General features: G+C 63.8%; 20 protein-coding genes and 1 pseudogene. 16 read left to right on the forward strand and 5 right to left on the reverse strand.

The window, feature by feature from the left end; genetic code table 11:
• Positions 1–125: 125 nt before the first annotated feature.
• Both nadE and P7A97_RS16540 read right to left on the reverse strand, forming a co-directional pair.
• Positions 126–953, reverse strand: coding sequence for an ammonia-dependent NAD(+) synthetase (gene nadE, locus P7A97_RS16535; RefSeq protein ID WP_277691148.1), 828 nt, complete (start codon positions 951–953; stop codon positions 126–128).
• Positions 950–1,178 (reverse strand): annotated as a pseudogene (locus P7A97_RS16540) (hypothetical protein); the annotation flags it as partial. The gene nadE and the pseudogene P7A97_RS16540, both read right to left, overlap by 4 nt.
• 235 nt (positions 1,179–1,413) lie before the next feature.
• On the opposite strand from P7A97_RS16540, the gene P7A97_RS16545 reads away from it, so the two are divergent.
• From P7A97_RS16545 to P7A97_RS16585, 9 genes are all read left to right on the forward strand, one after another.
• A complete protein-coding gene (locus P7A97_RS16545; RefSeq protein WP_277691150.1) occupies positions 1,414–2,079 on the forward strand; it encodes a methylamine utilization protein in 666 nt (221 codons plus the stop codon).
• A 31-nt stretch (positions 2,080–2,110) separates the two neighbouring features.
• Positions 2,111–4,414, forward strand: coding sequence for an EAL domain-containing protein (locus P7A97_RS16550; protein WP_277691238.1), 2,304 nt, complete (start codon positions 2,111–2,113; stop codon positions 4,412–4,414).
• 2 nt (positions 4,415–4,416) lie between these two features.
• Entirely contained in the window at positions 4,417–5,271 is an 855-nt protein-coding gene (locus P7A97_RS16555) for a DUF3034 family protein (protein WP_277691151.1), read from the forward strand.
• 2 nt (positions 5,272–5,273) lie between these two features.
• Complete coding sequence (locus tag P7A97_RS16560; protein WP_277691152.1) at positions 5,274–5,693, forward strand: group 1 truncated hemoglobin; 420 nt, start codon at positions 5,274–5,276, stop codon at positions 5,691–5,693.
• Between the two features lie 69 nt (positions 5,694–5,762).
• Positions 5,763–5,933 (forward strand): hypothetical protein, encoded by a 171-nt coding sequence (locus P7A97_RS16565; protein WP_277691153.1) that lies wholly within the window; start codon positions 5,763–5,765, stop codon positions 5,931–5,933.
• 171 nt (positions 5,934–6,104) lie between these two features.
• Complete coding sequence (gene putP, locus P7A97_RS16570; RefSeq protein WP_277691155.1) at positions 6,105–7,595, forward strand: sodium/proline symporter PutP; 1,491 nt, start codon at positions 6,105–6,107, stop codon at positions 7,593–7,595.
• A 186-nt stretch (positions 7,596–7,781) separates the two neighbouring features.
• Positions 7,782–8,714, forward strand: a complete 933-nt coding sequence (locus tag P7A97_RS16575) for a class I SAM-dependent methyltransferase (protein ID WP_277691157.1) — start codon at positions 7,782–7,784, stop codon at positions 8,712–8,714.
• A gap of 193 nt (positions 8,715–8,907) precedes the next feature.
• Positions 8,908–9,759, forward strand: coding sequence for a transporter substrate-binding domain-containing protein (locus P7A97_RS16580; protein WP_277691158.1), 852 nt, complete (start codon positions 8,908–8,910; stop codon positions 9,757–9,759).
• Positions 9,756–12,620 (forward strand): HD domain-containing phosphohydrolase, encoded by a 2,865-nt coding sequence (locus P7A97_RS16585; protein ID WP_277691160.1) that lies wholly within the window; start codon positions 9,756–9,758, stop codon positions 12,618–12,620. The genes P7A97_RS16580 and P7A97_RS16585 overlap by 4 nt, the downstream gene beginning before the upstream one ends.
• On the opposite strand, the gene lpxH is transcribed toward P7A97_RS16585, so the two are convergent.
• Together lpxH and P7A97_RS16595 are read right to left on the reverse strand one after the other, a co-directional pair.
• A complete protein-coding gene (gene lpxH, locus P7A97_RS16590; protein WP_277691161.1) occupies positions 12,617–13,339 on the reverse strand; it encodes a UDP-2,3-diacylglucosamine diphosphatase in 723 nt (240 codons plus the stop codon). The two genes, P7A97_RS16585 and lpxH, sit on opposite strands and share 4 nt — an antisense overlap.
• A gap of 4 nt (positions 13,340–13,343) precedes the next feature.
• Positions 13,344–13,838 (reverse strand): peptidylprolyl isomerase, encoded by a 495-nt coding sequence (locus tag P7A97_RS16595; protein ID WP_277691163.1) that lies wholly within the window; start codon positions 13,836–13,838, stop codon positions 13,344–13,346.
• A gap of 174 nt (positions 13,839–14,012) precedes the next feature.
• Between P7A97_RS16595 and P7A97_RS16600 the strand changes: the two genes are divergently transcribed.
• Together P7A97_RS16600 and cysS are read left to right on the forward strand one after the other, a co-directional pair.
• Positions 14,013–15,680, forward strand: a complete 1,668-nt coding sequence (locus tag P7A97_RS16600; RefSeq protein WP_277691164.1) for a glutamine--tRNA ligase/YqeY domain fusion protein — start codon at positions 14,013–14,015, stop codon at positions 15,678–15,680.
• 3 nt (positions 15,681–15,683) lie between these two features.
• Entirely contained in the window at positions 15,684–17,069 is a 1,386-nt protein-coding gene (gene cysS, locus P7A97_RS16605; protein ID WP_277691165.1) for a cysteine--tRNA ligase, read from the forward strand.
• A 54-nt stretch (positions 17,070–17,123) separates the two neighbouring features.
• On the opposite strand, the gene P7A97_RS16610 is transcribed toward cysS, so the two are convergent.
• Positions 17,124–18,992: a UvrD-helicase domain-containing protein gene (locus P7A97_RS16610; RefSeq protein ID WP_277691167.1), complete on the reverse strand. Its 1,869-nt coding sequence runs from the start codon at positions 18,990–18,992 to the stop codon at positions 17,124–17,126.
• A gap of 263 nt (positions 18,993–19,255) precedes the next feature.
• Between P7A97_RS16610 and dnaX the strand changes: the two genes are divergently transcribed.
• The 5 genes from dnaX (at position 19,256) to P7A97_RS16635 (ending at position 24,572) form a co-directional block, all read left to right on the forward strand.
• Positions 19,256–21,361 (forward strand): DNA polymerase III subunit gamma/tau, encoded by a 2,106-nt coding sequence (dnaX, locus tag P7A97_RS16615; RefSeq protein WP_277691168.1) that lies wholly within the window; start codon positions 19,256–19,258, stop codon positions 21,359–21,361.
• A 24-nt stretch (positions 21,362–21,385) separates the two neighbouring features.
• Entirely contained in the window at positions 21,386–21,712 is a 327-nt protein-coding gene (locus P7A97_RS16620; RefSeq protein ID WP_003460931.1) for a YbaB/EbfC family nucleoid-associated protein, read from the forward strand.
• A 174-nt stretch (positions 21,713–21,886) separates the two neighbouring features.
• Positions 21,887–22,486, forward strand: coding sequence for a recombination mediator RecR (gene recR / locus P7A97_RS16625; RefSeq protein ID WP_277691177.1), 600 nt, complete (start codon positions 21,887–21,889; stop codon positions 22,484–22,486).
• Positions 22,487–22,782: 296 nt separating this feature from the next.
• A complete protein-coding gene (locus tag P7A97_RS16630; protein WP_277691178.1) occupies positions 22,783–23,364 on the forward strand; it encodes a DUF4157 domain-containing protein in 582 nt (193 codons plus the stop codon).
• 59 nt (positions 23,365–23,423) lie between these two features.
• The gene (locus P7A97_RS16635) at positions 23,424–24,572 is read left to right on the forward strand and encodes an acyl-CoA dehydrogenase family protein (RefSeq protein WP_277691179.1); all 1,149 of its coding nucleotides are present in this window, start codon (positions 23,424–23,426) and stop codon (positions 24,570–24,572) included.
• Positions 24,573–24,579: the final 7 nt, after the last annotated feature.

Below are 24,579 nucleotides of genomic sequence, written 5' to 3' on the forward strand. Positions count from 1 at the left end.
GCATGAGGTTACGCGCTATTACCCCCCCACATGGATTTACCTGGGAGGGGCCAGGCAGCACTCCCGATCAGATCCGCGGCGGCTCGGCTTCCTTGGCCAGACGAGCCGCCTTGCTCAGGGCGGGTTCAGGGCACCAATGGCAGCTCACGCTTGTGGCGGGTGTTGTCGTAGGTGCGCACGATGATGGCATAGGCCTCATCGCTGACTTTTTCGCCATGCAGGAAGGCATCGATTTCGGCATAGCTGACGCCGTGAGCTTCTTCGTCGGGTTTGCCTGGGCGCAGTTCTTCCAGGTCGGCGGTCGGGGTTTTCATCACCAGATGCTGCGGTGCACCCAGGTGCTTGGCGATGGCACGCACCTGGTTTTTTACCAGCCCGGAGAGTGGTGCCAGGTCGCAGGCACCATCACCGAACTTGGTAAAGAAACCCATGACTGCTTCGGCCGCATGGTCGGTGCCGATGACCAGGCCGTTATTGGCGTTGGCGATGGCGAACTGGGCGACCATGCGAATGCGCGCCTTGATATTGCCCACCACGAAATCGCGGCGGGCGTCGCTGAGCTGCTGCAGGTGGGTGACCTGCTCGCCGAGGCCATGCACGCTGCCGGCGATGTTGACAGTGTCTTCCTCGTCGGCGCGGATGAATTTCAGTGAGTCCTGGGCATCGTGTTCGTCGTGCTGGCTGTTATGCGGCAGGCGCACGGCGATGAAACGATAGGCTGAGTCACCTGTTTCTGCGCGCAGTTCCTCGACCGATAGCTGGGCCAGGCGGCCGGCGGTGAGCGAGTCGACACCGCCACTGATGCCCAACACCAGCACTTTGAGGCCGGAATTTTTCAGGCAGTTCTTGATGAAGGCTTTACGCTTGTCGATCTGTGCCAGCAGGGCGGCTTCGTCGGCGAACGGCGGCACTACGTCCAGCGCGGCGGCGATTTCAGCTTGGCGGTTGCTCATGTCGGAGTCCTCGTAGGCGAAAAAGTATTCAGGTAGCAGACGAACTGTTCGTCGCAGCACCGGGTACGCCCAGTGCATCAAAAATCTTGGCCAGCGGCTGGTCATGGCAGGCCGTCAGAGTGATGACGATGTTCATCGAAACGCGCCGGGCATGTCACAGATCAGCTGGATGTTGAAGCTTACGTTGATCCGCCCATGCAGTGCACGATAGCGCTGCAGTGATTTTCCAGAAGGCTGTTTGCCATTGGCGGTTGCTGGCGTGACAGAAGCCTTCTTGGTCGGAAGAAATCAACGCGAATGGTCGCGGGTGATGGGGCTTCGCCGGTGATGGCATTTTGCTGTTGAGTTAGTGCGTGAACTTGGTCTTTCAGTCGGCTAATCTGCCCTAAGCGACAGAATTTCTGCCAGGAAGGCGTTAATCCCCATGCGGTCAGCCTCCTGCTCCGCAGAAGGTCATTTCATGAAGCCGTTGATATTTGCCTTCGCGGGCCTCTATGGCCTGTCCGTTAGCGCTGCGACTCTCGATGTCAGCCTGCTGGACAGTCAGGGGCAGCCGCTGGGCAACGCTGTGTTGACATTGCGTGGTGATGCGCCTGCTGCGGCCTCTACGGACGCTGTGGTGGATCAGCGCGACAAGCAGTTCTTGCCGCGCGTCTTGGCAGTGCGTACTGGCACTACGGTGTCTTTTCCCAATAGCGACAACATCCGCCATCACGTCTACTCATTCTCGCCGGCCAAACGCTTTGAGTTGCGCCTGTACCAGGGCACGCCGAGCGAGCCGGTAGTGTTCGACAAGCCCGGGCTGGTGGTGCTTGGCTGCAATATTCATGACTGGATGCTTGGTTATGTCTACGTCACCGACGACCCCTGGTTCGGCGTGAGCGATGAGAACGGCCGAATCCGGCTGGAGCTGCCGGCCGGCACCTACCAGGCCACTCTGTGGCACCCCCAGGTGGCCGATATGCTGCCTGTCGCCGCAGGCAGCCTGCAGGTTCCTGAGCAGGGGCTGAGCCAGCGCTATCCCCTGGAGTTGGTGGGGGATGCCGCGCAGGCGCTGCCCACCCAGCCCGCGCCCAGCGCCTTCGGTGAGGCCATCAGGAAAGCCGCCAGTGACGTTCAACCATAGTTTTCAGACACGTATCGCCGGGGTTCTGATTATGCTGCTACTGGTCGTGGTCGGCGCGCTGTATTTCGCGGTCAAGGCGGCCACCGGCGTGGCCGTTCAGGCGCAGTTGAGCGAAGAGTTGGGCGTCGGTGGGCGGGTGTTCGAGCAGTTGGTGGAAGTCCGTGGTCGCCAGCTCAGCGATGCGGTGCAGGTACTGGCGGCCGATTTCGGCTTCAAGGATGCGGTGGCCAGCCGCGACCGCGACACCATCGCCTCGGCCCTGGCCAATCATGGCGCGCGCATCAATGCCAGCGTGGCGCTGCTGCTGTCGCTCAACGGCAGCCTGCAGGTCAGCACGGACCCACGGATCGGAGGCGAGGCGGTGGAACGCATGGCCAGCCAGGTGCGCGAGCAGGCCCAGCGTGGCGCCCAGGTATTCCTGCTGCCACTGGCCGGTGAGGTCTATCTGCTGGTGGAGGCGTCCGTCAGTGCTCCGCTGCCGATTGCGCGGGTGGTCATGGGCTTTCGCATCGACGAGGCCTTCGCCCAGGAGCTGCGCGAGCTGACCCACCTGGAGCTGACCCTGGTCTCGATCGAGCATGGCAAGGCCGATGGCTGGGTCAGCACCCTGCCGCCGGCCCTGCATGCGCGCCTGCGCGAGGAAATCCTGGCGCAGCGCCAGGGTGGTACTGGCAGCCGCATGCTGGAAGCCGCCGGCCAGCGCTATCTGGGCGAATGGCTGACCCTGGCCAGCGGCAGCGACTTTCAGGTGCTGGCCTTGCTGCACAAGTCCCTGGACCAGGCGGAGAAAGCCTTCGCGCCGCTTGATCGCGACATTCTGCTGATCGCCCTGGTGGCGTTCTTTGCGTCGCTGCTGGGCGCGTTGTTGCTGGCGCGCAGCCTGGCGCAGCCGGTGCGCGAGCTGGCGCGGGTGGCGGGGCGCATCGGTCAGGGCGACTATGCGACCCAGGTCGAGCTGCAGCGCAAGGATGAGCTGGGCAGCCTGGCCAAGGCGGTCAATGCCATGCAGCAGGGCATCGCCGAGCGCGAGCGGCAACTGGCCCACAATGCGCTGCACGACGGGCTCACCGGCTTGCCCAATCGCACCCTGGCGCTGGAACGCCTGGGCAGTGCGATCAGCGCCAAGCGGCCGACGGCGCTGCTGTACATCGGCGTGGGCAACTTCCGCAGCATTCTCGAGAGTTGCGGCGCCGATGGGCTCGACCTGGCCCTGCAACAGCTCAGCCGCCGCCTGCAGGCCACGCTGCGCCCCGGCGACAGCCTGGCCCGCCTGGTCGCCGACGAGATGCTGATGATGCTGGAAAGCTGCGACAGCGACGCCGCCATCGCCGCTGCCGACCGCCTGCATCAGCTGCTGCTGGCGCCGATGCGGGTCGGCACGCTGGACCTGGTGCTCGATTGCAGCATCGGCATCGTCGCCTTTCCGGCCCATGGCAATCACCCCGACGAACTGCTGCGGCGCGCGGCCATCACCATGCAGGACGCCGCCCAGCAGCCCGGGCGCCTGCAGCTGTACCAGCAGGGTCGCGACGATGCGCACCTGCGCCAGGTCAACCTGGTGCGTGACCTGCGCCATGCCGCCGCCAATGGTGAGTTGCTGCTCTACTACCAGCCCAAGCTGGACATACGCAGCCGCCAGGCGCATGGAGCCGAAGCCCTGCTGCGCTGGAATCACCCGCAGTACGGCATGGTCTCGCCGGGCGAGTTCATCCCCCTGGCCGAGCGTACCGGCAGCATCCAGCTGCTCACCGCCTGGGTGATCGAGGAGGCGCTGCGCCAGCTGCACCTGTGGAACCAGTGCGGCCTGAAGTTGCAGGTGTCGCTGAATATCTCCGCCGAGGATCTGGTCAGCCTGGATCTGGACGAGCGCATTGCGACATTGCTGGAGGCCCACGAGGTGCCCGCCGAGCAGCTGGTGCTGGAAATCACCGAGAGCGCGGTGATGCAGGACCCGGCGCTGGCCCTGGAGGTGCTGCAGCGCTTGCGCCAGCGCGGCTTGCCCCTGTCGGTGGACGACTTCGGCACCGGCTATTCCTCGCTGGCCCAGCTCAAGCGTATGCCGGTGCAGGAGCTGAAGATCGACCAGGCCTTCATCCGTGAACTGGATGCGCACAGCGAGGACGCGGTGATCGTGCGCTCGACCATCGAAATGAGTCATGCCCTCGGGCTGCGGGTGGTCGCCGAGGGCATCGAGCAGCGTGCCACCCTCGAACTGTTGACGGCCTGGGGCTGCGACATCGCCCAAGGCTATCTGATTGGCAAGCCGCTGCCGGCGAGCGCCTTCGAGCATTGGCTGCAGCAGTGGCAAGGTTCCCATCTGGCAAAGGTTCCCTGACCATGCGCAAACGTCTGTGCCTTGCTCTTCTCGCGCTGCTGCCTGGCCTGGCCGCTGCCGATCAGGGCCGCCTGCTGGCCACGGGCGGCGCGACCAGCATCGACGGAGCTGCCGGTGGCGGCATCGTGCCCTGGGCCGTGCTGTCCGGCTATGGCGAGCAGGGCGAGTGGGGCGCCACGGCTTTTCTCACCCGTGTCGAGACCGGCGATTACCGTCTCGATGTGGGCGGCGCGGCATTCTCCTACGACAACCGCATCGAGCTGTCCTACGCCCGCCAGCGCTTCGACCTGGGCACACTGGCACGTGACCTGAGCCTGCCGGACAACAGCCTCAGCCAGGATATCTTCGGCCTCAAGCTGCGCCTGTTCGGCGACCTGATCTACGACCGTCTGCCGCAGGTGTCGCTGGGTATCGAACACAAACGGCAGAAGGACTTCCGAGTGCCGAGCCTGGTCGGCGCCGAGCGCGACGAGGACACCGAGGCCTACCTGGCCGCCAGTCGCCTGATACTCGGCGGCGCCTTCGGCTACAACCTGCTGCTCAACGGCAACCTGCGTTACAGCCGGGCCAACGAGCAGGGCCTGCTCGGCTTCGGCGGCGACCGACGTGACCGGCATTCGGTGCTCAAGGAAGGCTCCGTCGCCGTGCTGCTCAACCCGCGCTGGGCGCTGGGCGTGGAATATCGCGAGAAACCGGACAACCTGAGCTTCGCCGGCGAGAGCGACTGGGCCGATGTGTTCCTCGGCTACTTCCCCAACAAGCACCTGGCCGTGGTCCTGGCCTATGCTCGCCTGGGCGAGATCGCCGGGCTGGATAACCAGGACGGCGCCTACCTGTCCATCCAGGGGAGCTTCTGAACATGCGCTACCTGTTGCCTGCCTTGCTGCTTCTGCTCAGCGCCTGCGCCAGCCAGCCGCCACAGGATGACAGCCTGTATCAGGGCCTGGGTGAGCGCGCCGGCATCACCCGCATCGTCGAGGGCACGCTGCTCAACGCGGTACGCAACCCGCGCATCGCCCACCACTTCCAGGACATCGACATGGAGCGCCTGCGCGACAAGCTGGTCGAGCAGATCTGCGTCGAGGCCGGCGGGCCCTGCGAGTACACCGGCGACAGCATGGAAGAGAGCCACAAAGGCCTGCACCTGACCCGCAGCGACTTCAATGCGATGGTCGAAGACCTGATCGACGCCATGGACGCCGAAGGCGTGCCGGTGAGCCAACAGAACCGCCTGCTGGCGCGCCTGGCGCCCATGCGCGGGCTGATCATCGAGCGTTAGCGCGGCGCAGAAAGTTCCCCGGCTCGGAGTTTTTCGCAAAAACTCCGGAGTTTTCCGCAAGAAGCGGTCATGCCTCTGTCACTAGAGTCCTGCATCCCATCAGAGGTCGGGGGCGAGTGCAGTTGCGCGCGTGCCGAAATGCTGCTGGGCTTGAACAGTGTTGTTGCCGCCCCTGAGCAAGGTGGCGAACCCGCCTGGTGCGCAGCTGGCCAGGTGGAGCAGGGCGCCCTGGCGCCCTGAGGTCGTTCCCGGATTGGAGCGGCGTGATGCGGCTCGGCGTGCGAGCGTCAGTCTTCATAGCCCCAGCCGAACGGCCGGGGATTTCCAGCGTCCGCCACGAGCGGGCGATTTGCCAACCCAGTCGCGGGTCATCCCCGTGGCGCATAACAACAAACGAGAGGGCATCCTCCCATGACAGCCAGTACCCCCATGCTGATTACCTTCGTGGTGTATATCGCCGCGATGGTGCTGATCGGTCTCATCGCCTACCTGCGTACCAAGAACCTGTCCGACTACATCCTCGGTGGCCGTAGCCTCGGTAGCTTCGTGACCGCCCTGTCCGCCGGCGCTTCCGACATGAGCGGCTGGCTGCTGATGGGCCTGCCGGGCGCCATCTTCGTCGCCGGTATTTCCGAGAGCTGGATTGCCATCGGTCTGGTGATCGGTGCCTACCTCAACTGGTTGTTCGTCGCCGGCCGCCTGCGCGTGCAAACCGAGCACAACGGCAATGCCCTGACGCTGCCGGACTACTTCACCAACCGCTTCGAAGACAACAGCCGCATCCTGCGCATCTTCTCTGCCGTGGTGATCCTGGTGTTCTTCACCATCTACTGCGCCTCCGGCGTGGTGGCCGGTGCCCGCCTGTTCGAAAGCACCTTCGGCATGAGCTACGGTACCGCCTTGTGGGCCGGCGCTGCCGCCACCATCGCCTACACCTTCATTGGTGGCTTCCTGGCGGTGAGCTGGACCGACACCGTGCAGGCCACCCTGATGATCTTCGCCCTGATCCTGACCCCGGTCTTCGTGCTGATCGGCACCGGTGGTTTCGATCCGGCCATGACTGCCATCGAGGCCGTCGACCCGAGCCACTTCGACATGCTCAAGGGCGCCACCTTCATCGGCGTGATCTCGCTGATGGCCTGGGGCCTGGGCTACTTCGGCCAGCCGCACATCCTGGCGCGTTTCATGGCTGCTGATTCGGTCAAGTCGATCCCGGCTGCCCGTCGCATCTCCATGACCTGGATGATCCTGACCCTGGCGGGTGCCGTGGCCGTCGGCTTCTTCGGTATCGCCTACTTCTCCGCCAACCCGGACCTGGCTGGCCCGGTCGGAGAGAACCCGGAGCGCGTGTTCATCGAGCTGTCGAAGATCCTGTTCAACCCGTGGATTGCCGGCATCCTGCTGTCCGCCATCCTGGCCGCGGTGATGTCCACCCTCAGCTGCCAGCTGCTGGTGTGCTCCAGTGCACTGACCGAGGACTTCTACAAGGCCTTCCTGCGCAAGGGCGCTTCGCAGACCGAACTCGTCTGGGTCGGTCGCGCCATGGTGCTGCTGGTGGCCCTGGTCGCCATCGCCCTGGCCGCTGATCCGAACAACCGTGTGCTGGGCCTGGTGTCCTATGCCTGGGCTGGTTTCGGTGCCGCCTTCGGTCCTGTCGTACTGCTGTCCGTGCTGTGGAAGGGTATGACCCGCAACGGCGCCCTGGCCGGCATGATCGTCGGTGCCGTGACCGTGGTGGTGTGGAAGAACTGGATCGGTCTGGGTCTGTACGAAATCATCCCGGGCTTCATTCTCGCGACCATCGCCATCCTGGTGTTCAGCCGTATCGGCAATGCGCCGAGCCTGAACATGCAGCAACGTTTCGACCTGGCCGAGAAGGAATACCAGGACGCTCACATCTGAGCCTGCGCGCTGGTGGGCCGGTCGTCCTGCCAGTTGCCGATGCCCCGCGGCGGCGATTCCCTCATCCGCTGCCCGCGGGGTACCACGTACGACCTTTAGTGCTTTGCGGCCCACGTCCTCCCGGCGATGGGCCGTTTTTTTTTGCGCCGGGTAGAATGCCTGCCCCTTTTTGCTACGGTTGCCCCCATGACCCCCGCTGCCCTCGAGACCCTGTTCCAGCACCTGACGGCGAGCCTGCAGGCGCCGCCGCAGGAGGCCCGCCGCCTGTTCCACGGGCGTGGCCGGCAATGGCCGGGACTGGAGCAGGTGACCGTGGACTGGCTGTCGGGCGTGGTGCTGGTCACTCTGTTTCGCGAGCCGCAGGATCTGGCGGCAGTGCAGGCCATGCTGCTGCGCCTGGCGGTGACTGATGTGTGGCAGGCCAGTGGCGCCCGGTACCTGCTGTTGCAGCATCGCTATCGCCCGGACAGTGGCACCGATTACCTGGTGGGCGAGCCCATCGAGAGTTGGCAGATCGTCGAGAGCGGCCTGCGCTATCAGCTCGATTTTGGCCGCAAGCAGAACAGCGGCCTGTTCCTCGACATGCGCCTGGGGCGCGACTGGGTGCGTGAGCATGCGGCGGGGCAGCGCGTGCTCAACCTCTTCGCCTACACCTGCGGGTTCTCCGTGGCGGCGCTGGCCGGTGGTGCACACAAGGTGGTCAACCTGGATATGGCGCGCGCCGCGCTGAGCCGTGGTCGCGACAACCACCGCCTGAACGGTCACGACCTTGGTCGGGTGGAATTTCTCGGCCATGAACTGTTCAAGAGCTGGGGCAAGGTGAAGCGGGGCGGGCCCTATGACCTGGTGATCATCGATCCGCCGAGCTTTCAGAAGGGCAGCTTCGTGCTGACTCAGGATTACGCCAAGGTCCTGCGCCGTCTGCCGGAATTGCTAAATGAGCAGGGCAGCGTGCTGGCCTGTGTCAACGACCCGGCCATCGGCCCGGCGTTCCTGATTGAGGAAATGGCCCGCGAGGCGCCGCAGCTGCGCTTCGTCGAACGTCTGGATAATCCCCCCGAGTTCGCCGATATCGACTCCGAGGCCGGGCTCAAGGCACTGGTGTTTCAGTCGCTCTAATTGGCGCGGGAAACACTGGCGAGGCCTTAGCTCAACACTGGCGTAGATCGGCCCTTTGCCAGATCACATAGCCCTGATTATGTGCGGAGAAAGCCCGAATCCGCCTTGAATCGCCCGGCAGATTAGCCAGCGGCTATTACACTGATGTGCTGTCGCTGCCTTCTTGGCAGGTTTATCGGCTGGAGCACATGGAATGATCTGGTCCTATCTGCGTTGCCCGCGCTGGCTGGTGGGCATGCTTTTGGTCGGGGCGCTGGGGAGTGCTCAGGCCAATGACGCCGCTCAGCGTTACGGTTGTGAACGGCCGATTCGCCTGGCCTGGCTGCTCAATAGCATGGTGTACCGTGATGGCCAGGGGTTCGATCCTGGCCTGGTTGCGGAGTTTCGGCAGCGTACCGGTTGCCAATTCGATGCCCAGATTGTGCCGCGGGGTGAAGTGTGGAAGCGTCTTGCAGAGGGCACTCTGGATATGCTGCCCAGTGGTATTCCCAATAATGAGCGGCAGCGTTTCAGTTACTTCGTCCCGACCATCTATTACCGCAACAAGCTGATCGTGCGTGCTGAGCTGGCACCGAAGATCAGCCGTTTTGCCGACTTTCAGGCCATCCCGGAACTACGTCTCGGAGTCATCCCCGGTTACTGGCGAGGCCCGTATTTTGAAGGGGGCGTGCGCATGCTGGCCGGCATGGGGCGGGTTCATGCCTTCGCCAGCGATGCCGAACGTTATGCCGCATTACGGCGCAACGAGGTGCAGGCGCTGATCAGTCACGATATCAACCTGGCACAACTGATTCCGGCTGAGGAACGTCTTGATTTTCGTATCCTCGATCTAAATCCAGGGCCGTCCCTGGGGGCGGGGCTGATGCTGTCGCGGCGCTCCTTCAACTCAGCCCAGGCGGCTGAATGGCTTCGTCTCATCGAGGCTATGCGCCTGGATGGAAGCCTGGCGGGCTTGGTGCGTACGCACATGCCGGCCCATCTTGAACAAGAGTTTTTGCGCACTGGCTATCGTTATGACGTGAGCAAAAGGAGTGGCACACCATGATGGCAGAGCGACGTGGCATCCCCCTGCAGTTGCTGATCGCCCTGGCGATCATGGTCAGCACCCTGTCCCTTGGCGGTGCACTGGCCTGGCAGGGCTATCGGGGGGTTCAACAGGCTCTGGTGGCAGCGGCTGGTGATTCAGCGAAGCAGCTCAGCCAATCAGTCAATGAGCGGGCCAGGCGGCTGATAGATCCGGCGCAGAGTTCGATCCGCCTGTTGGCCTATGATCCCGTTTCGGCGGCTGACAATTTGCCACAGCGTCTGGAGCGCTTACCGCTGCTGGTGGAAGGGTTGGTTGCGAACAAAATGCTCAGTGCGGCGTACGTGGGCTATCCCAATGGCGAGTTCCTGCTGGTGCGGCGCATGCGTGATGACAAGCTGCGTGAGCGTTTTGCCGCGCCCAAAGGGTCTGCTTTCATGGTGCAGAGCATCACCCTGGCTGATGCTGGTAACTATGTGGGTGAATGGCGTTTCTACGACCGCGACTTGGCCTTGCTCAAGTCTGAGATCAAGCCTGATTACCGCTTTGACCCACGTACTCGCCCCTGGTTTTCTGGTGCCATGCAGCGCGCCACCACGGTGATGACCAGTCCGTATGTGTTTTTCACCACGCGCCAGATCGGTCTGACGTTGGCCCAGCGCGCGGTCGACGGTGCTGCGGTGCTGGGGCTGGATGCCGCTGTTGATGATCTGGCCAGCGAAACCCAGGATCTGCGCATGACCCCGGGTACCGAAATCGCCGTGGTGGATGGCCAGGGCTCGGTGGTGGCTTATCCGGATTTGCAACGGGTGATCATCGAAGAGGGAGATGGTTTACGCCTCTCGAAGATTGAGGAGCTCGGTGTGCCCAGCCTTGCGCAGATGTTTGGTGAGCGTGGCCTGGGGACTGCACCACAGCTGTTTCAGGCTGACGGTAAGGACTGGTACGGCATGCGTGTGCCGCTTTCCACCTTTGCCGAGCAAGATATGCATGTGCTGATCGCCATCCCGGCTGCCGAGCTTTTGGCGGGTGCTCGCAAGGTGTTGCTCGAGCAAACGCTCTGGGCTGCGGCCCTGATTGCTTTACTGCTGCTGATCGGCTGGGCGCTGGGACAGCGCATTGGCCAGCCTCTGCGGATGCTGGCCGATCAGGTGCAGGCCCTGGCCAACTTCAACTTCGGTCACGAAGTCGGAGTGCGCTCGCGGGTCAGGGAGGTCAGTGAGCTTGGCCATGTACTGACGCGAATGTCCGGCACCATCCGTAACTTCCAGTCGATGACTCTGACCCTGAGCCGTGAAACCAGGCTGGACAGCATGCTGGGTGGGGTGCTGGAGCAACTGGTCGAAGCCACTGGGGTGCCCGGCGGCGCCGTCTATCTGCATGATGACGAGAGCGGCGTGCTGCGTTTGGCTGCCGAGTGCCATGGGCTGGGTTATCCGCAGCAGTTGCAGCTGGCTGCTGACAGTCATCAAGACCTGGCCGCAGCAGTCGCCAGGGTGTTGGAGTTGCGCGGCCACTGCATGGCGGTGGCGCTCAATGACCGAGGCCATGAACTGCTCGGTATCCTGGTGCTGCAACTGGACGAAGAGCATGAGCTGGACGAAGTGCGCCAGCCGTTCCGCCGTTTCGTCGAGGAGTTGTCCGGCGCCGCCGCCGTGGCCATCGAAACGCGCCAGTTGATCGAGGCTCAGCAACGCTTGCTGGACGCCATCATCAAACTCTTGGCCGACGCTATCGACGCCAAGAGTCCCTACACCGGGGGACATTGCGAGCGGGTGCCGCAGTTGGCGCAGATGCTGCTCGAACAGGTCGTGGCCAAGCGCGAAGGCCCCTATGCCAACTTCGATATGAATGAGGTGGAGCTGTACGAGTTTCGTATCGCTGCCTGGCTGCACGACTGCGGCAAGGTCACCAGTCCGGAATACGTGGTCGATAAGGCGACCAAGCTGGAGACGCTCTACAACCGCATCCATGAGGTGCGCATGCGCTTCGAGGTACTCTGGCGGGATGCCGAGGTTCACTACTGGCAGGGCCTGGCTTCAGGGGGTGATCAGGAGGCACTGCAGCTGACCCTGGAGCGGGTCAGGGCGGAGTTGCAGGAGGAGTTCGCCTTTGTCGCCAATGCCAACGTCGGCGGCGAGTTCATGAAGGACGAGGATGTCGAGCGCTTGCAGGCCATTGCCCAGCGCCGCTGGATGCGCCATTTCGACAACCGTATCGGCATCTCCCATGACGAAGCCGAGCGTTTCGAGGGTGTGCCGCACGTACAGTTACCGGTCGAAGAGCCGTTGCTGGCTGATAGGCCGGAACACCTGGTGCACTGGGGCGAGCGCAAGCCACCAGTGGTCAAGGACGATCCACGTAACCTGTGGGGCTTCGACATGCGTCTGCCGGCCTACGCCTATAACTACGGTGAGCTGTACAACCTCGGCATTCGCCGCGGCACCCTGAGTGAAGAGGAACGCTTCAAGATCAACGAGCACATCGTGCAGACCATCATCATGCTCAGCACCTTGCCGCTACCCAAGCACTTGAAACGGGTGCCGACCATCGCCGGCAGTCACCACGAGAAAATGGACGGTACCGGCTACCCGCGGCGCGTCGGTGCGGCAGACATGAGCATTCCCGAGCGGGTAATGGCCATTGCCGACATTTTCGAGGCACTGACCGCTGCTGATCGCCCCTACAAGGCACCGAAGACCCTCTCCGAGTCAGTGAAGATCCTCAGCTTCATGGCGCGCGATCAGCACATCGACGTGGAGTTGTTCCGCCTGTTCCTCATCAGCGGCGTGTACCGCGAGTATGGTGAGCGCTTCCTCAGGCCAGAACAGATCGACGAGGTAGACATTCAGCATTGGTTGGATGTGGTCAAGGAGCTCTAGCTGAGCGCGAAGGGCGCCTGGTGCAAGCCTGATGCGTCGACTTGCAGGGCCCAGCCCTGCTGGTCCCAGTCGCCGAGCACGATGCGCCTGGCCGGCTGGCCGTTGACTTCAAGCTCATGCATGGCAGGACGGTGGGTGTGGCCGTGGATCAGCGTGCGCACACTATGCTCGGCCATGACCCGTGCCACTTCGTCCGGTGTCACGTCGATGATGTCGCTGGCCTTCATGCGGGTCTGCGTGCGGCTCTCGCTGCGCAGCTTGCGTGCCAGCTTGTGGCGAGCACTCAGTGGCAGGTTGCGCAGGATGAACAGGCTCAGCGGGTTGCGCAGCAGGCGGCGTAGCTTCATGTAGCCCACATCCAGGGTACAGAGGCTATCGCCATGCATCAGCAGCACCGGTTCGCCGTTGAAACTGACGATGCTCGGGTCTTTCAGCAGGGTGCAACCTGCCTCACGGCAGAAGGCACGGCCGATCATGAAGTCGCGGTTGCCGTGCATCAGGAAGATGCGCGTGCCGGTATCGCTCAGTGCGCGTAGGGCGCGGGCGATGCCGTGCTGGAAGGCTGACATGCCATCATCACCCACCCAGGCCTCGAAGAAATCTCCCAGGATGTACAGGGCTTCGGCTTCACGGGCGCGGGTCTGCAGGAAATGCAGAAACGCCCGGGTAATGTCCGGGCGTTCTTCTTCCAGATGCAGATCGGAGATCAGCAGGATCATCGAATCACTCGACGATTTCGGCCTTCTCGATGATCACGTCATCCACCGGCACGTCCTGGTGACCGGACTTCATGGTGGTGGCCACGCCCTTGATCTTCTCGACCACGTCCATGCCCTCGGTCACCTGGCCGAACACGGCGTAACCCCAGCCCTGCATGGTTGGTGCGGTGTGGTCGAGGAAGCCGTTGTCGGCGACGTTGATGAAGAACTGCGCGGAGGCCGAGTGCGGGTCCATGGTGCGGGCCATGGCGACGGTGCCGACCTTGTTGGAAACACCGTTGTTGGCTTCGTTCTTGATCGGGGCACGGGTGGATTTCTGCTTCATGCCCGGCTCGAAACCGCCGCCCTGGATCATGAAGTTGCTGATCACACGGTGGAACACAGTGCCGTTGTAGTGGCCGTCACGTACATACTGCTCGAAGTTGGCAGCGGTTTCCGGGGCCTTGTCGGCGAACAGTTCCAGGGTGATGACGCCGTAGTTGGTGTGCAGCTTGATCATGGCTGGTGCGCTCTCAATTTCGGGCAAAGCGGGCAGGGCGGCGGCGCATTCGCGCCAAAAGGCCACTCCCGGTCGCTTTGCGGCTGTCAGGGGGTTGACGGGTTGGGTATCATACGGGCTTTGTCTTGACCGGCCTACTGTCTCGGCCGTCGCCGCCTTTAGCTTAAGGACATCATGAGCAAGCCCACCGTCGAAAAAGCCGCCAACTTCCTGCGTCCCATCGTTCAGGCCGACCTGGACAGCGGCAAGCACGCCAAAGTCATCACCCGCTTCCCGCCGGAGCCCAACGGCTACCTGCATATCGGCCACGCCAAGAGCATCTGCCTGAACTTCGGCCTGGCCCAGGAATTCGGCGGCGAGTGCAACCTGCGTTTCGACGACACCAACCCGGCCAAGGAAGACCAGGAATACATCGACGCGATCAAAAGCGACGTCGAATGGCTGGGCTTCAAATGGGCCGGCGAGGAGCGCTACGCCTCCAATTATTTCGATCAACTGCATGCCTGGGCCGTCGAGCTGATCAAGGCCGGCAAGGCCTTCGTCTGCGACCTTAACGCGGAAGAGATGCGCGCCTATCGCGGCAGCCTGACCGAGCCGGGCAAGAACAGTCCGTTCCGCGAGCGCTCGGTGGAAGAGAACCTCGACCTGTTCGCCCGTATGAAGGCCGGCGAGTTCCCGGACGGCGCCCGTTCACTGCGCGCCAAGATCGACATGGCCTCGCCGAACATCAACCTGCGCGACCCGATTCTGTACCGCATCCGCCACGCCCATCACCACCAGACCGGCGACAAGTGGTGCATCTACCCGAGCTACGACTTCACCCACGGCCAGTCGGACGCCATCGAAGGCATTACTCACTCCATCTGCACCCTGGAGTTCGAGGATCACCGCCCGTTGTACGAGTGGTTCCTGGCCAATCTGCCGGTGCCGGCGACCCCGCGTCAGTACGAATTCGCCCGTCTGAACCTGAACTACACCATCACCAGCAAGCGCAAGCTCAAGCAGCTTGTCGATGAGCAGCACGTCGCCGGCTGGGATGATCCGCGAATGTCGACCCTGTCCGGCTACCGTCGCCGTGGCTACACCCCGGCCTCGATCCGCACCTTCTGCGACATGATCGGCGTCAACCGTGCCGGCGGCGTGGTCGATATCGGCATGCTGGAATTCGCCATCCGCGAAGACCTGGACGCCAACGCCGCGCGTGCCATGTGCGTGCTCAAGCCACTGAAAGTGGTGATCACCAACTACCCGGAAGGCCAGGTCGAGAACCTCGAACTGCCGCGCCACCCCAAACAGGACATGGGCGTGCGCGTGCTGCCGTTCAGCCGTGAGATACTCATCGACGCCAGCGACTTCGAGGAAACCCCGCCGGACGGCTTCAAGCGCCTGATCCCGGGCGGCGAAGTGCGCCTGCGTGGCAGCTACGTGATCCGCGCCGACGAGGCGATCAAGGACGCCGCCGGCAATATCGTCGAGCTGCGCTGCTCCTATGACGAGAACACCCTGGGCAAGAACCCCGAGGGCCGTAAGGTCAAGGGCGTGATCCACTGGGTGCCGGCCGCCGAGAGCGTCGAGTGCGAGGTGCGCCTGTACGACCGCCTGTTCCGCTCCGCTAACCCGGAGAAGAGTGAGGAGGGCGGCAGCTTTCTCGACAACATCAACCCGGATTCGCTGGTGGTTCTGCAAGGTTGCCGTGCCGAGCCGTCGCTGGCCAACGCCGCTGCTGAAGATCGTTTCCAGTTCGAGCGCGAGGGCTACTTCGTCGCCGACCTGAAAGACTCCAAGCCGGGCGCTCCAGTCTTCAACCGCACCGTCACCCTGCGCGATTCCTGGGGAGCCTGATCCATGGCGTTGTCCATCTACAACACCCTGAGCAAGACCAAGGACGTCTTCCAGCCGCTGGAAGGCAACAGCGTGCGTATGTACGTATGCGGCATGACCGTGTACGACTTCTGCCATATCGGTCATGCCCGGGTGATGGTGGCGTTCGACGTGGTCACCCGCTGGCTGCGCCAGCGCGGCTATGACGTGACCTATGTGCGCAACATTACCGACATCGACGACAAGATCATCAAGCGCGCCCAGGAGAACGGCGAGCCGTTCGAGGCGCTGGTCGAGCGCATGATCGCCGCCATGCACGAGGACGAAGGTCGTCTCAATGTGCTGCGCCCGGACATCGAGCCGCGCGCCACCGGGCACATCCCCGGCATGTTCGCGATGATCCAGACCCTGATCGACAAGGGTTACGCCTACGCTCCGGGCAACGGCGATGTGTACTACCGCGTCACCAAGTTCGAAGGCTACGGCAAGCTGTCCCGCCGCAAGATCGACGAGCTGAAGATCGGCGCACGCATCGAGGTCGACGAGATCAAGGAGGACCCGCTGGATTTCGTGCTGTGGAAGGGCGCCAAGCCGGGCGAGCCGAGTTGGGAATCCCCTTGGGGCGCCGGGCGTCCGGGCTGGCACATCGAGTGCTCGGTGATGTCCACCTGCTGCCTGGGTGAGACCTTCGACATCCACGGCGGCGGCCCGGACCTGGTGTTCCCGCACCACGAGAACGAGATCGCGCAGAGCGAGGCGGCCACCGGCAAGCTCTACGCCAAGGCCTGGATGCACGCCGGCGCGGTGCGCGTGGACGGCGAGAAGATGTCCAAGAGCCTGGGCAACTTCTTCACCATCCGCGAGGTGTTGGAGAAGTACCACCCGGAAGTGGTGCGCTACCTGCTGGTGTCCAGCCACTACCGCAGCCCGATCAACTACTCCGAAGACAGCCTCAAGGAAGCCAAGGGCGCTCTGGAACGCTTCTACAACGGCCTGAAAGGTCTGCCGCAAGTGGCTCCGGCCGGCGGCGAAGCCTTCGTCGAGCGCTTCGGCGCGGCCATGGACGACGACTTCAACAGCCCCGAAGCCTGCGCCGTGCTGTTCGAGATGATCCGCGAGGTCAACCGCCTGCGCGAGTCGGATGAACAGGCCGCCGCCGGCCTGGCCGCCCAGCTCAAGCAGCTGGCTGGCGTACTCGGCGTGCTGCAGCTGGAGCCGGATGCGTTCCTGCAGGCCGGCGCCGCCGGCAAGGTCGACGCCGCCGAGGTCGAAGCTCTGATCGCCGCGCGCCTGCAGGCTCGCGCCGACAAGAACTGGGCCGAGTCCGACCGTATCCGCGACCAGCTAACCGCCATGGGTGTGGTGCTGGAAGACGGCAAGGGCGGCACCACCTGGCGCCTGGCTGAATAAGCGATTGCACCGCAAAAAGGCCGCCCTCGGGCGGCCTTTTTTATGCCTGCGCGCTTAACGTTTGCCGGCGAACCAGATCACCCGGCTGACACCACGGGTTGCTGCCACGTAGGCCAGGCGCAGGCTCTCGTCGCGCATGGCCTGGTCGTAGCTGTTGCGGAACAGGCCGCAGTGGGCATACAGCGCGTTGCGCAGTGGGTGCGACTCGGAGCTGCCGCCATCGTCGAGGATGATCGCCACCTCGCCCTGCAGGCCCTTGGAGCGGTGGATGCTGTAGGCGCGCACCGGCAGGCTTGGGCCCAGCTGGGCTTGCACCTGTTTGAGCGCATCGTTGCGCCGGCCCAGCAGCAGTACCGGGTTGCGCTCGCGACTGCCGCGCTGGGCGACATGCGCGCACTGCGTGGAGATTTCCTGCAGCAGCTCGGGCAGTTGGCGCTTGAGGTCGAAGCCCTCGACGCGGCGCACGCCGTGGTCGCCCGGTTGCTCCTTCTTGACCGCCTGGCTGCGCTTGGCCTGTTTGCAGGCAACGCCTTCCAGCAGCGCCTCGGCATCGCGCAGGATCGGCTCGATGCTGCGGAAATTGGTGGTCAACATCAGCACCTGGCTCTTGGCCTTGCCACGGCTGGGGAAGTGACGGTCGAAGTCGAGGAACAGCTCCGGCGAACTGCCGCGCCAGCCATAGATCGACTGCCAATCATCGCCTATGGCCATCAGGCTGACCGCCTTGCCACGCCCGGCCAGGGCGCGGTGCACGGCCTGCAACCAATGGACGATCTGCGGCGAGATGTCCTGGAACTCGTCGATCAGCAGATGGCGCAGCGGCTCGATGGCCTCCGCTGGCAGTTCCTCGGCGCTGGCCAGGCGCTCGCCGAGCTGGCGGAAAGCAGCATCGAAGGTGGTAACGCCTTGCGCCTGCAATACCGTCTGAAAGCGCGTCCAGAAGCGGGCGAGTGCCTGTAGGAACAGGCGCTCGCGCGGCCCGCAGTCCAGCGTGGCGGCGTCGATTTGATCCGGGCGCAGGCCGAGGCTCTCGGCGAAGCAGGCCTGCTGGTAGAACACTTCAAACAGCGGGGCCGCGCGCAGCTCGCCGGCCAGGCGCAAACCTTCCTGCGGTGGCTTGCCGACGGTCTTGGGCATGGCCACGCCGAGCAGTTCGTGCACCTGCTGGCGGAATGTGGCATCGCTGGCGTACAGCTCGTCATGGGCCTGGCGCAACAGGCGCTGCTGGGCGGCGGGCAGGCGGCCACCGTTAGGTGCATCCGGCTCCTCAGTGTTGGTGCCGCCGAGCTGCTCAAACCAGTTCGGCGTGGCCAGCAGCGCCTTGGCCTGCAGCGCCATGGCCGAATGGAAGGTGCGCACGCACTGGCGTGCCTGGCCCTCGTCGAAGGGGAATTGCCAGAAGGCCAGCAGGCGCAGCAATTGCCCGCGCAGCTCAGCGCAGGAGGCGTTGGTGAAGGAGATCACTGTGAGGCTGGTGGCTGGAATCCGCAGGTGGCAGAGCATGAACACCACGCGCAGCAGCAGGGTGGTGGACTTGCCCGAGCCGGCGCCGGCGAAGATGCGTGCCAGCGGCGCACGGCAGAGGATCATCGCCCACTGCTCGTCGGAGGGCGCGCCGATCAGCCCGGCCGCTACCGCCTCGGCAACGCGTTCGCGCATGGCAGCGATCTGGCTCTCGTCGATCTTCAGGCGGGCGCTGGAATAGATACCGATGGGGGCAGGGGCAGGGCCATCGCTGGCCTTCTGCTTGCGTCCGCCGGTCTTGGTCTTGCTGCTGTTGGCGGGGCGCTTGGCGCGCGGTTGTGGCTGGCGCAGCCGGGCCGCGGCTTCGCGCTCGGCGCGCAGGTATTCGCTGGTGCGGGGGAAGTAGCGCGCCAGGGTGCTGGAAAGCAGCGCCTGGTAGCGTTTGACGGTGGACAGCATGGCAACTCGAAAAGCAGGTGCGGCCGGTCATCATACGGGCTTTGCCCTGGCAATGGGCCAGCGGGTCAGGGCTCTGGCGCAGAGAGCCTTTATGAGGCGATACACAGCATCTACTTTGTTCTTCTGGCATCCCGTAACGGGGTGGTTCTGAGCGATCATTGTGAAGCGTCGTGTTTTCCTTCTGCTTACATGGGCGAGTGCATTTTACCCGGTGCTCCGCTAGGATTAGCCACTTCCGCCACCCTCAGTCGCGACGGTTTTTCATGAGTTATCAGGTTCTTGCACGCAAATGGCGCCCGCGCAGCTTTCGCGAGATGGTTGGCCAGACGCATGTGCTCAAGGCCCTGATCAATGCGCTGGACAGCCAGCGCCTGCACCATGCCTATTTGTTCACCGGCACGCGCGGCGTGGGCAAGACCACCATCGCGCGAATCATTGCCAAGTGTTTGAACTGCGAGACTGGCATCAGCGCCAGCCCCTGTGGCCAGTGCTCGGTGTGCCGGGAGATCGACGAGGGCCGTTTCGTCGACCTGATCGAGGTGGACGCCGCGAGCCGCACCAAGGTCGAGGACACCCGCGAACTGCTGGAGAACGTGCAGTACGCGCCGACCCGCGGTCGCTACAAGGTCTACCTGATCGACGAAGTGCACATGCTTTCCACGCACTCGTTCAACGCGCTGCTCAAGACCCTCGAAGAGCCGCCGCCCCACGTCAAGTTCCTGCTCGCCACCACCGACCCGCAGAAGCTGCCGGTGACCATCCTCTCGCGCTGCCTGCAGTTCTCCCTGAAGAACATGCCGCCGGAGCGGGTGGTCGAGCACCTGACCCATGTGTTGACTGTCGAGAACGTGCCGTTCGAGGAAGACGCCCTGTGGCAGCTCGGTCGTGCTGCTGATGGCTCGATGCGCGATGCCATGAGCCTGACCGACCAGGCCATTGCCTTCGGTGAAGGCAAGGTACTCGCGGCTGATGTGCGCGCCATGCTCGGCACCCTCGATCACGGCCAGGTGTACGGCGTGCTGCATGCGCTGCTGGAGGGAGACGCCCGCGCGTTGCTCGAAGCGGTGCGCCATCTGGCCGAACAGGGGCCGGACTGGAGTGGCGTGCTGGCCGAGATACTCAATGTTTTGCATCGCGTTGCCATTGCCCAGGCCCTGCCGGAGGCGGTGGACAACGGTCAGGGGGATCGCGACAAGGTTTTGGCCTTGGCTCAGGCGCTGCCGGCCGAAGATGTGCAGTTCTACTACCAGATGGGCCTGATCGGCCGCCGTGACTTGCCCCTGGCGCCGGACCCGCGCGGTGGCTTCGAGATGGTGCTGCTGCGCATGCTGGCGTTCCGGCCGGCCGATGCCGAAGGCTCACCCAGGTCGCCGCTAAAGGATCTGGGGATCAGCAAGGCCACCGCTGATTCCAGCCAGACCCCGGTGGCCGGTGTGGCCCCCATGGCTGCGCCGGCCGCTATCGTTGCTCCGGTTGCTCCAGCTGTTGCGCCAGCCACGTCGGCACCCCAGCCTGTGGCGGCTCCAGCTCCAGCTCCAGCTCCAGCTCCAGCTCCAGCTCCAGCTCCGGTTCCGGCCCATGAGGCCGTTGCGCCGCTCGCAGCCATTGCCGAGGTTCCCGCTGCTGAGCCGGTCATCGCGTCTGTCGTGCCTGTGGCCGACGCCGCACAGCCGGTCGATCTGCCCTGGGAGGCGCCTGCGCCGCAGCAACCGGTGCAGGTCGCCGAGCCCGTTGCACAGCTTGCCGAGCCGCCTGCTGTGGCCCCTGCCGTTGCCGACGTGCCGGCCGACCCAGCTCCTGCGACTCCGGCTGTTCAAACTCCCGCCGTGGCTGCGGCCGAGGAGGGCGATGACGACGAGCCACCACCCGGCGACTACGACTACTACGAGGCCGATGCCGACAGCCTCGATTACGATTTCGATGCTCCGGCCCAGCCCGAGGCCGTGGTGGCTGAGCCGCTGCCGGCCGCACAACCCGCTACCGGCCTGGCCGCCGAGTGGCTGGACCTGTTCCCGCGCCTGGGCCTGTCCGGGATGACCGGCAGCATCGGCGCCAACTGTACGCTGATCGAGACCCACGGCGACGACTGGCTGCTGCATCTGGATCCGGCGCACAGCGCGCTGTTCAATGCCACTCAGCAGCGCCGCCTGAACGAGGCGCTGAACCAGCATCTGGGACGTAGTCTGAAGCTGCGTATCGAGCTGATTCGTCCTGAGCAGGAAACCCCCGCCCAGGCCGCTGCGCGCAAGCGTGCCGAGCGCCAGCATCAGGCCGAGCAGTCGATCCACAACGACCCGCTGGTGCAGCAGATGATTCAACAGTTTGGCGCCACTGTCCGCGCCGACTCCATCGAACCCCTGACTCCCTGAGTCATATAGCTGAGGAACATCGTCATGATGAAAGGTGGCATGGCAGGCCTGATGAAACAGGCCCAGCAGATGCAGGAAAAAATGCAGAAGATGCAGGAAGAGCTGGCCAACGCCGAAGTCACCGGCCAGTCCGGCGCTGGCCTGGTGAGCGTGGTGATGACTGGTCGCCACGACGTCAAGCGCATCACTCTGGATGACAGCCTGATGCAGGAAGACAAGGAAGTGCTGGAAGACCTGATCGCTGCGGCGGTGAACGATGCCGTGCGCAAGGTCGAGCAGAACAGCCAGGAGAAGATGTCCGGCATGACTGCAGGTATGCAGCTCCCCCCCGGTTTCAAAATGCCCTTCTGAGGATTCGTGCCGCCCAGCCACTGCGCATAGCTGTGTTGCGTGACGGCCCGGGCACCCTCATTTACGGTTAGTAAACTCCGGTGCCCGTGCCGTCACGAGCCTTGCTCTGCACAGCGTCTGATCGGCACTTGCACCGAGATGCCCCCCTAAAAGCGTGTATCTGGTAGTACCTCCATGAGCTTCAGCCCGCTGATCCGCCAACTGATCGATTCGCTGCGTGTTCTTCCCGGTGTCGGGCAGAAGACGGCGCAGCGCATGGCCTTGCAGTTGCTGGAGCGCGACCGCAGTGGCGGCATGCGTCTGTCGCAGGCCCTGGCTGCGGCGATGGAGGGGGTTGGGCATTGCAAACAGTGCCGTACCCTGAGCGAGGACGAGTTGTGCCCGCAGTGCAGCGATCCGCGCCGCGACGATTCGCTACTGTGCGTGGTCGAGGGGCCGCTGGACGTGTTTGCGGTGGAGCAGACCGGCTATCGCGGGCGCTACTTCGTGCTCAAAGGGCATCTGTCGCCACTCGACGGCTTGGGGCCTGAGGCCATTGGCATTCCCGAGTTGCTGGCGCATATCGGTGCCAGCCAGTTCAGTGAAGTGATCCTCGCCACCAACCCGACCGTGGAAGGTGAGGCCACGGCCCATTACATCGCACAGATGCTCAGTGGCAAAGGCATCGTGCTGTCGCGTATCGCCCATGGCGTACCCCTGGGTGGCGAGCTGGAGCTGGTCGATGGCGGTACCCTGGCCCACGCCCTAGCCGGGCGTCGGCCGATTTCCGGTTGATTGTTCCGTCACGCGTCTACCTTGGCATCTTCATCTCCTGGATGGCACACGCGCTAGTCGCTGCCTGGCAGGTCAGCTGTGCATCATCGAAAGAGCCAGGCTGGATACGTGTTGTGCGTGTGGCGGTATCCGGTTGGCGCGAATCTCCAGATAGCTGCTTCAAGGCTGCTCTAGATTGCGTGCGCAATCGGGCCCGCGTATTGGGATAATCAGGCCTCTTCGGCGGTCATAGTCTTGGCCGCCACCTGCTGCCATGATGGCTGCCGTTGCCCCCCAAACCTCTCCCTGGAAGCTCCGTGACCTCTGTCTTTTTTCGTCGCGCCGCGTTGCTCTTCGTCCTGTCCGTGCCGCTCGGCGCAAGTGCCGCCTGCCCAGCGGGGCAGGTGGAGATTTGCTTCACCAACTGCTTGTGTGTGCCTGACTTGGCGCATGTTCGCGAACAGGTTTTGGGCTCGGCTTCCATGGCCTTGGAGCGCTGGATTTTGCAGTCCCGCGATTCGGCACTGATGGCAGGCACCCTGCCGATGCCGCTGGAGGTTCGCGCCCGTCTGGCACCCTACTACGACAGCGATCTGCTCGACACGGTTCGCTTTCGCGTCGGTGCCCTCGACGAACTGGACGTGGCCAGCGCCATGCTGCAGAACCCGGACATCAAGGCGGTAACCCTGGTCGACGTGGTGGTGTTCCGCAGCCAGGAGGCTGCCGAGCGCGACACCGGGCTGTGGGCGCATGAGCTGTGGCACGCCCAGCAATACCGCGTGTGGGGTTCGACCGGCTTTGCTCAACGCTACACCCGCGATTTCGAGGCGGTGGAGAAACCAGCCTATGACATGCAGATCCGCGTGATGCGGGAGTTGCTGGTGTCGAAGAAACCATGACTTGAAAACCAAGCAAGCGCTCGGTTAGGGTGGCGGAAACAAAAACGGGAGCCACCCGCATGTCTGCTTTCCAAGAATACTTTGACGAATCCCACCAACTGGTGCGCGACTCGGTACGCCGTTTCGTCGAGCGCGAAATCCTGCCGCATATCGCTGACTGGGAGGAGGCTGAGAGCTTTCCCCGTGAGCTGTACCGCAAGGCAGGCGAGGCCGGCATCCTCGGCATCGGTTACCCGGAGCAGTATGGCGGTAGTCATGAAGGTGATCTGTTCGCCAAAGTCGTCGCCAGCGAAGAGCTGATGCGCTCGGGTTCAGGTGGCCTGGTCGCGGGCCTGGGGTCGCTGGACATCGGGTTGCCGCCGGTGCTCAAGTGGGCCAAGCCAGCGCTGCGAGAGCGCGTAGTACCGCAGGTGCTGAGTGGCGAGAAGATCATGGCGCTGGCGGTGACCGAGCCATCCGGTGGCTCCGACGTCGCCAATCTGAAAACCCGCGCGGTGCGCGACGGTGACCACTATCGGGTCACAGGCAGCAAGACATTCATCACCAGTGGCGTGCGTGCCGACTACTACACCGTGGCGGTGCGCACCGGCGGCGAAGGTTTTGGTGGCGTCAGCCTGCTGTTGATCGAAAAGGGCACGCCGGGCTTCAGCGTCGGTCGCTCGCTGAAGAAGATGGGCTGGTGGGCCTCGGACACCGCCGAGCTGTTTTTCGACGACTGCCGGGTGCCGGTCGAGAACCTGATTGGCGCTGAGAACATGGGCTTCGCCTGCATCATGGCCAATTTCCAGAGTGAGCGCCTGAGCCTGGCGCTGATGGCCAATATGACTTCCCAGCTGGCGCTGGAGGAGGCCATGACCTGGGCGCGAGAGCGGGAGGCGTTCGGCAAGCCGATCGGCAAGTTCCAGGTGCTCAAGCACCGTCTGGCCGAAATGGCCACCCAGTTGGAAGTCTCCCGCGAATTCACCTATCGCCAGGCGGCCAAGATGGCGGCCGGCAAAAGCGTGATCAAGGAAATCTCCATGGCCAAGAACTTCGCCACCGATGTGGCCGATCGCATTACCTATGATGCGGTGCAGCTGCTCGGCGGCATGGGCTATATGCGTGAGTCGCTGGTGGAGCGCCTGTACCGCGACAACCGCATCCTCTCCATCGGCGGCGGCTCGCGGGAGATCATGAACGAGATCATCAGTAAGCAGATGGGGCTTTAGTGCTGCG

The organism is Pseudomonas sp. GOM6 (genome assembly GCF_029537485.1).
GTDB lineage: Bacteria > Pseudomonadota > Gammaproteobacteria > Pseudomonadales > Pseudomonadaceae > Aquipseudomonas.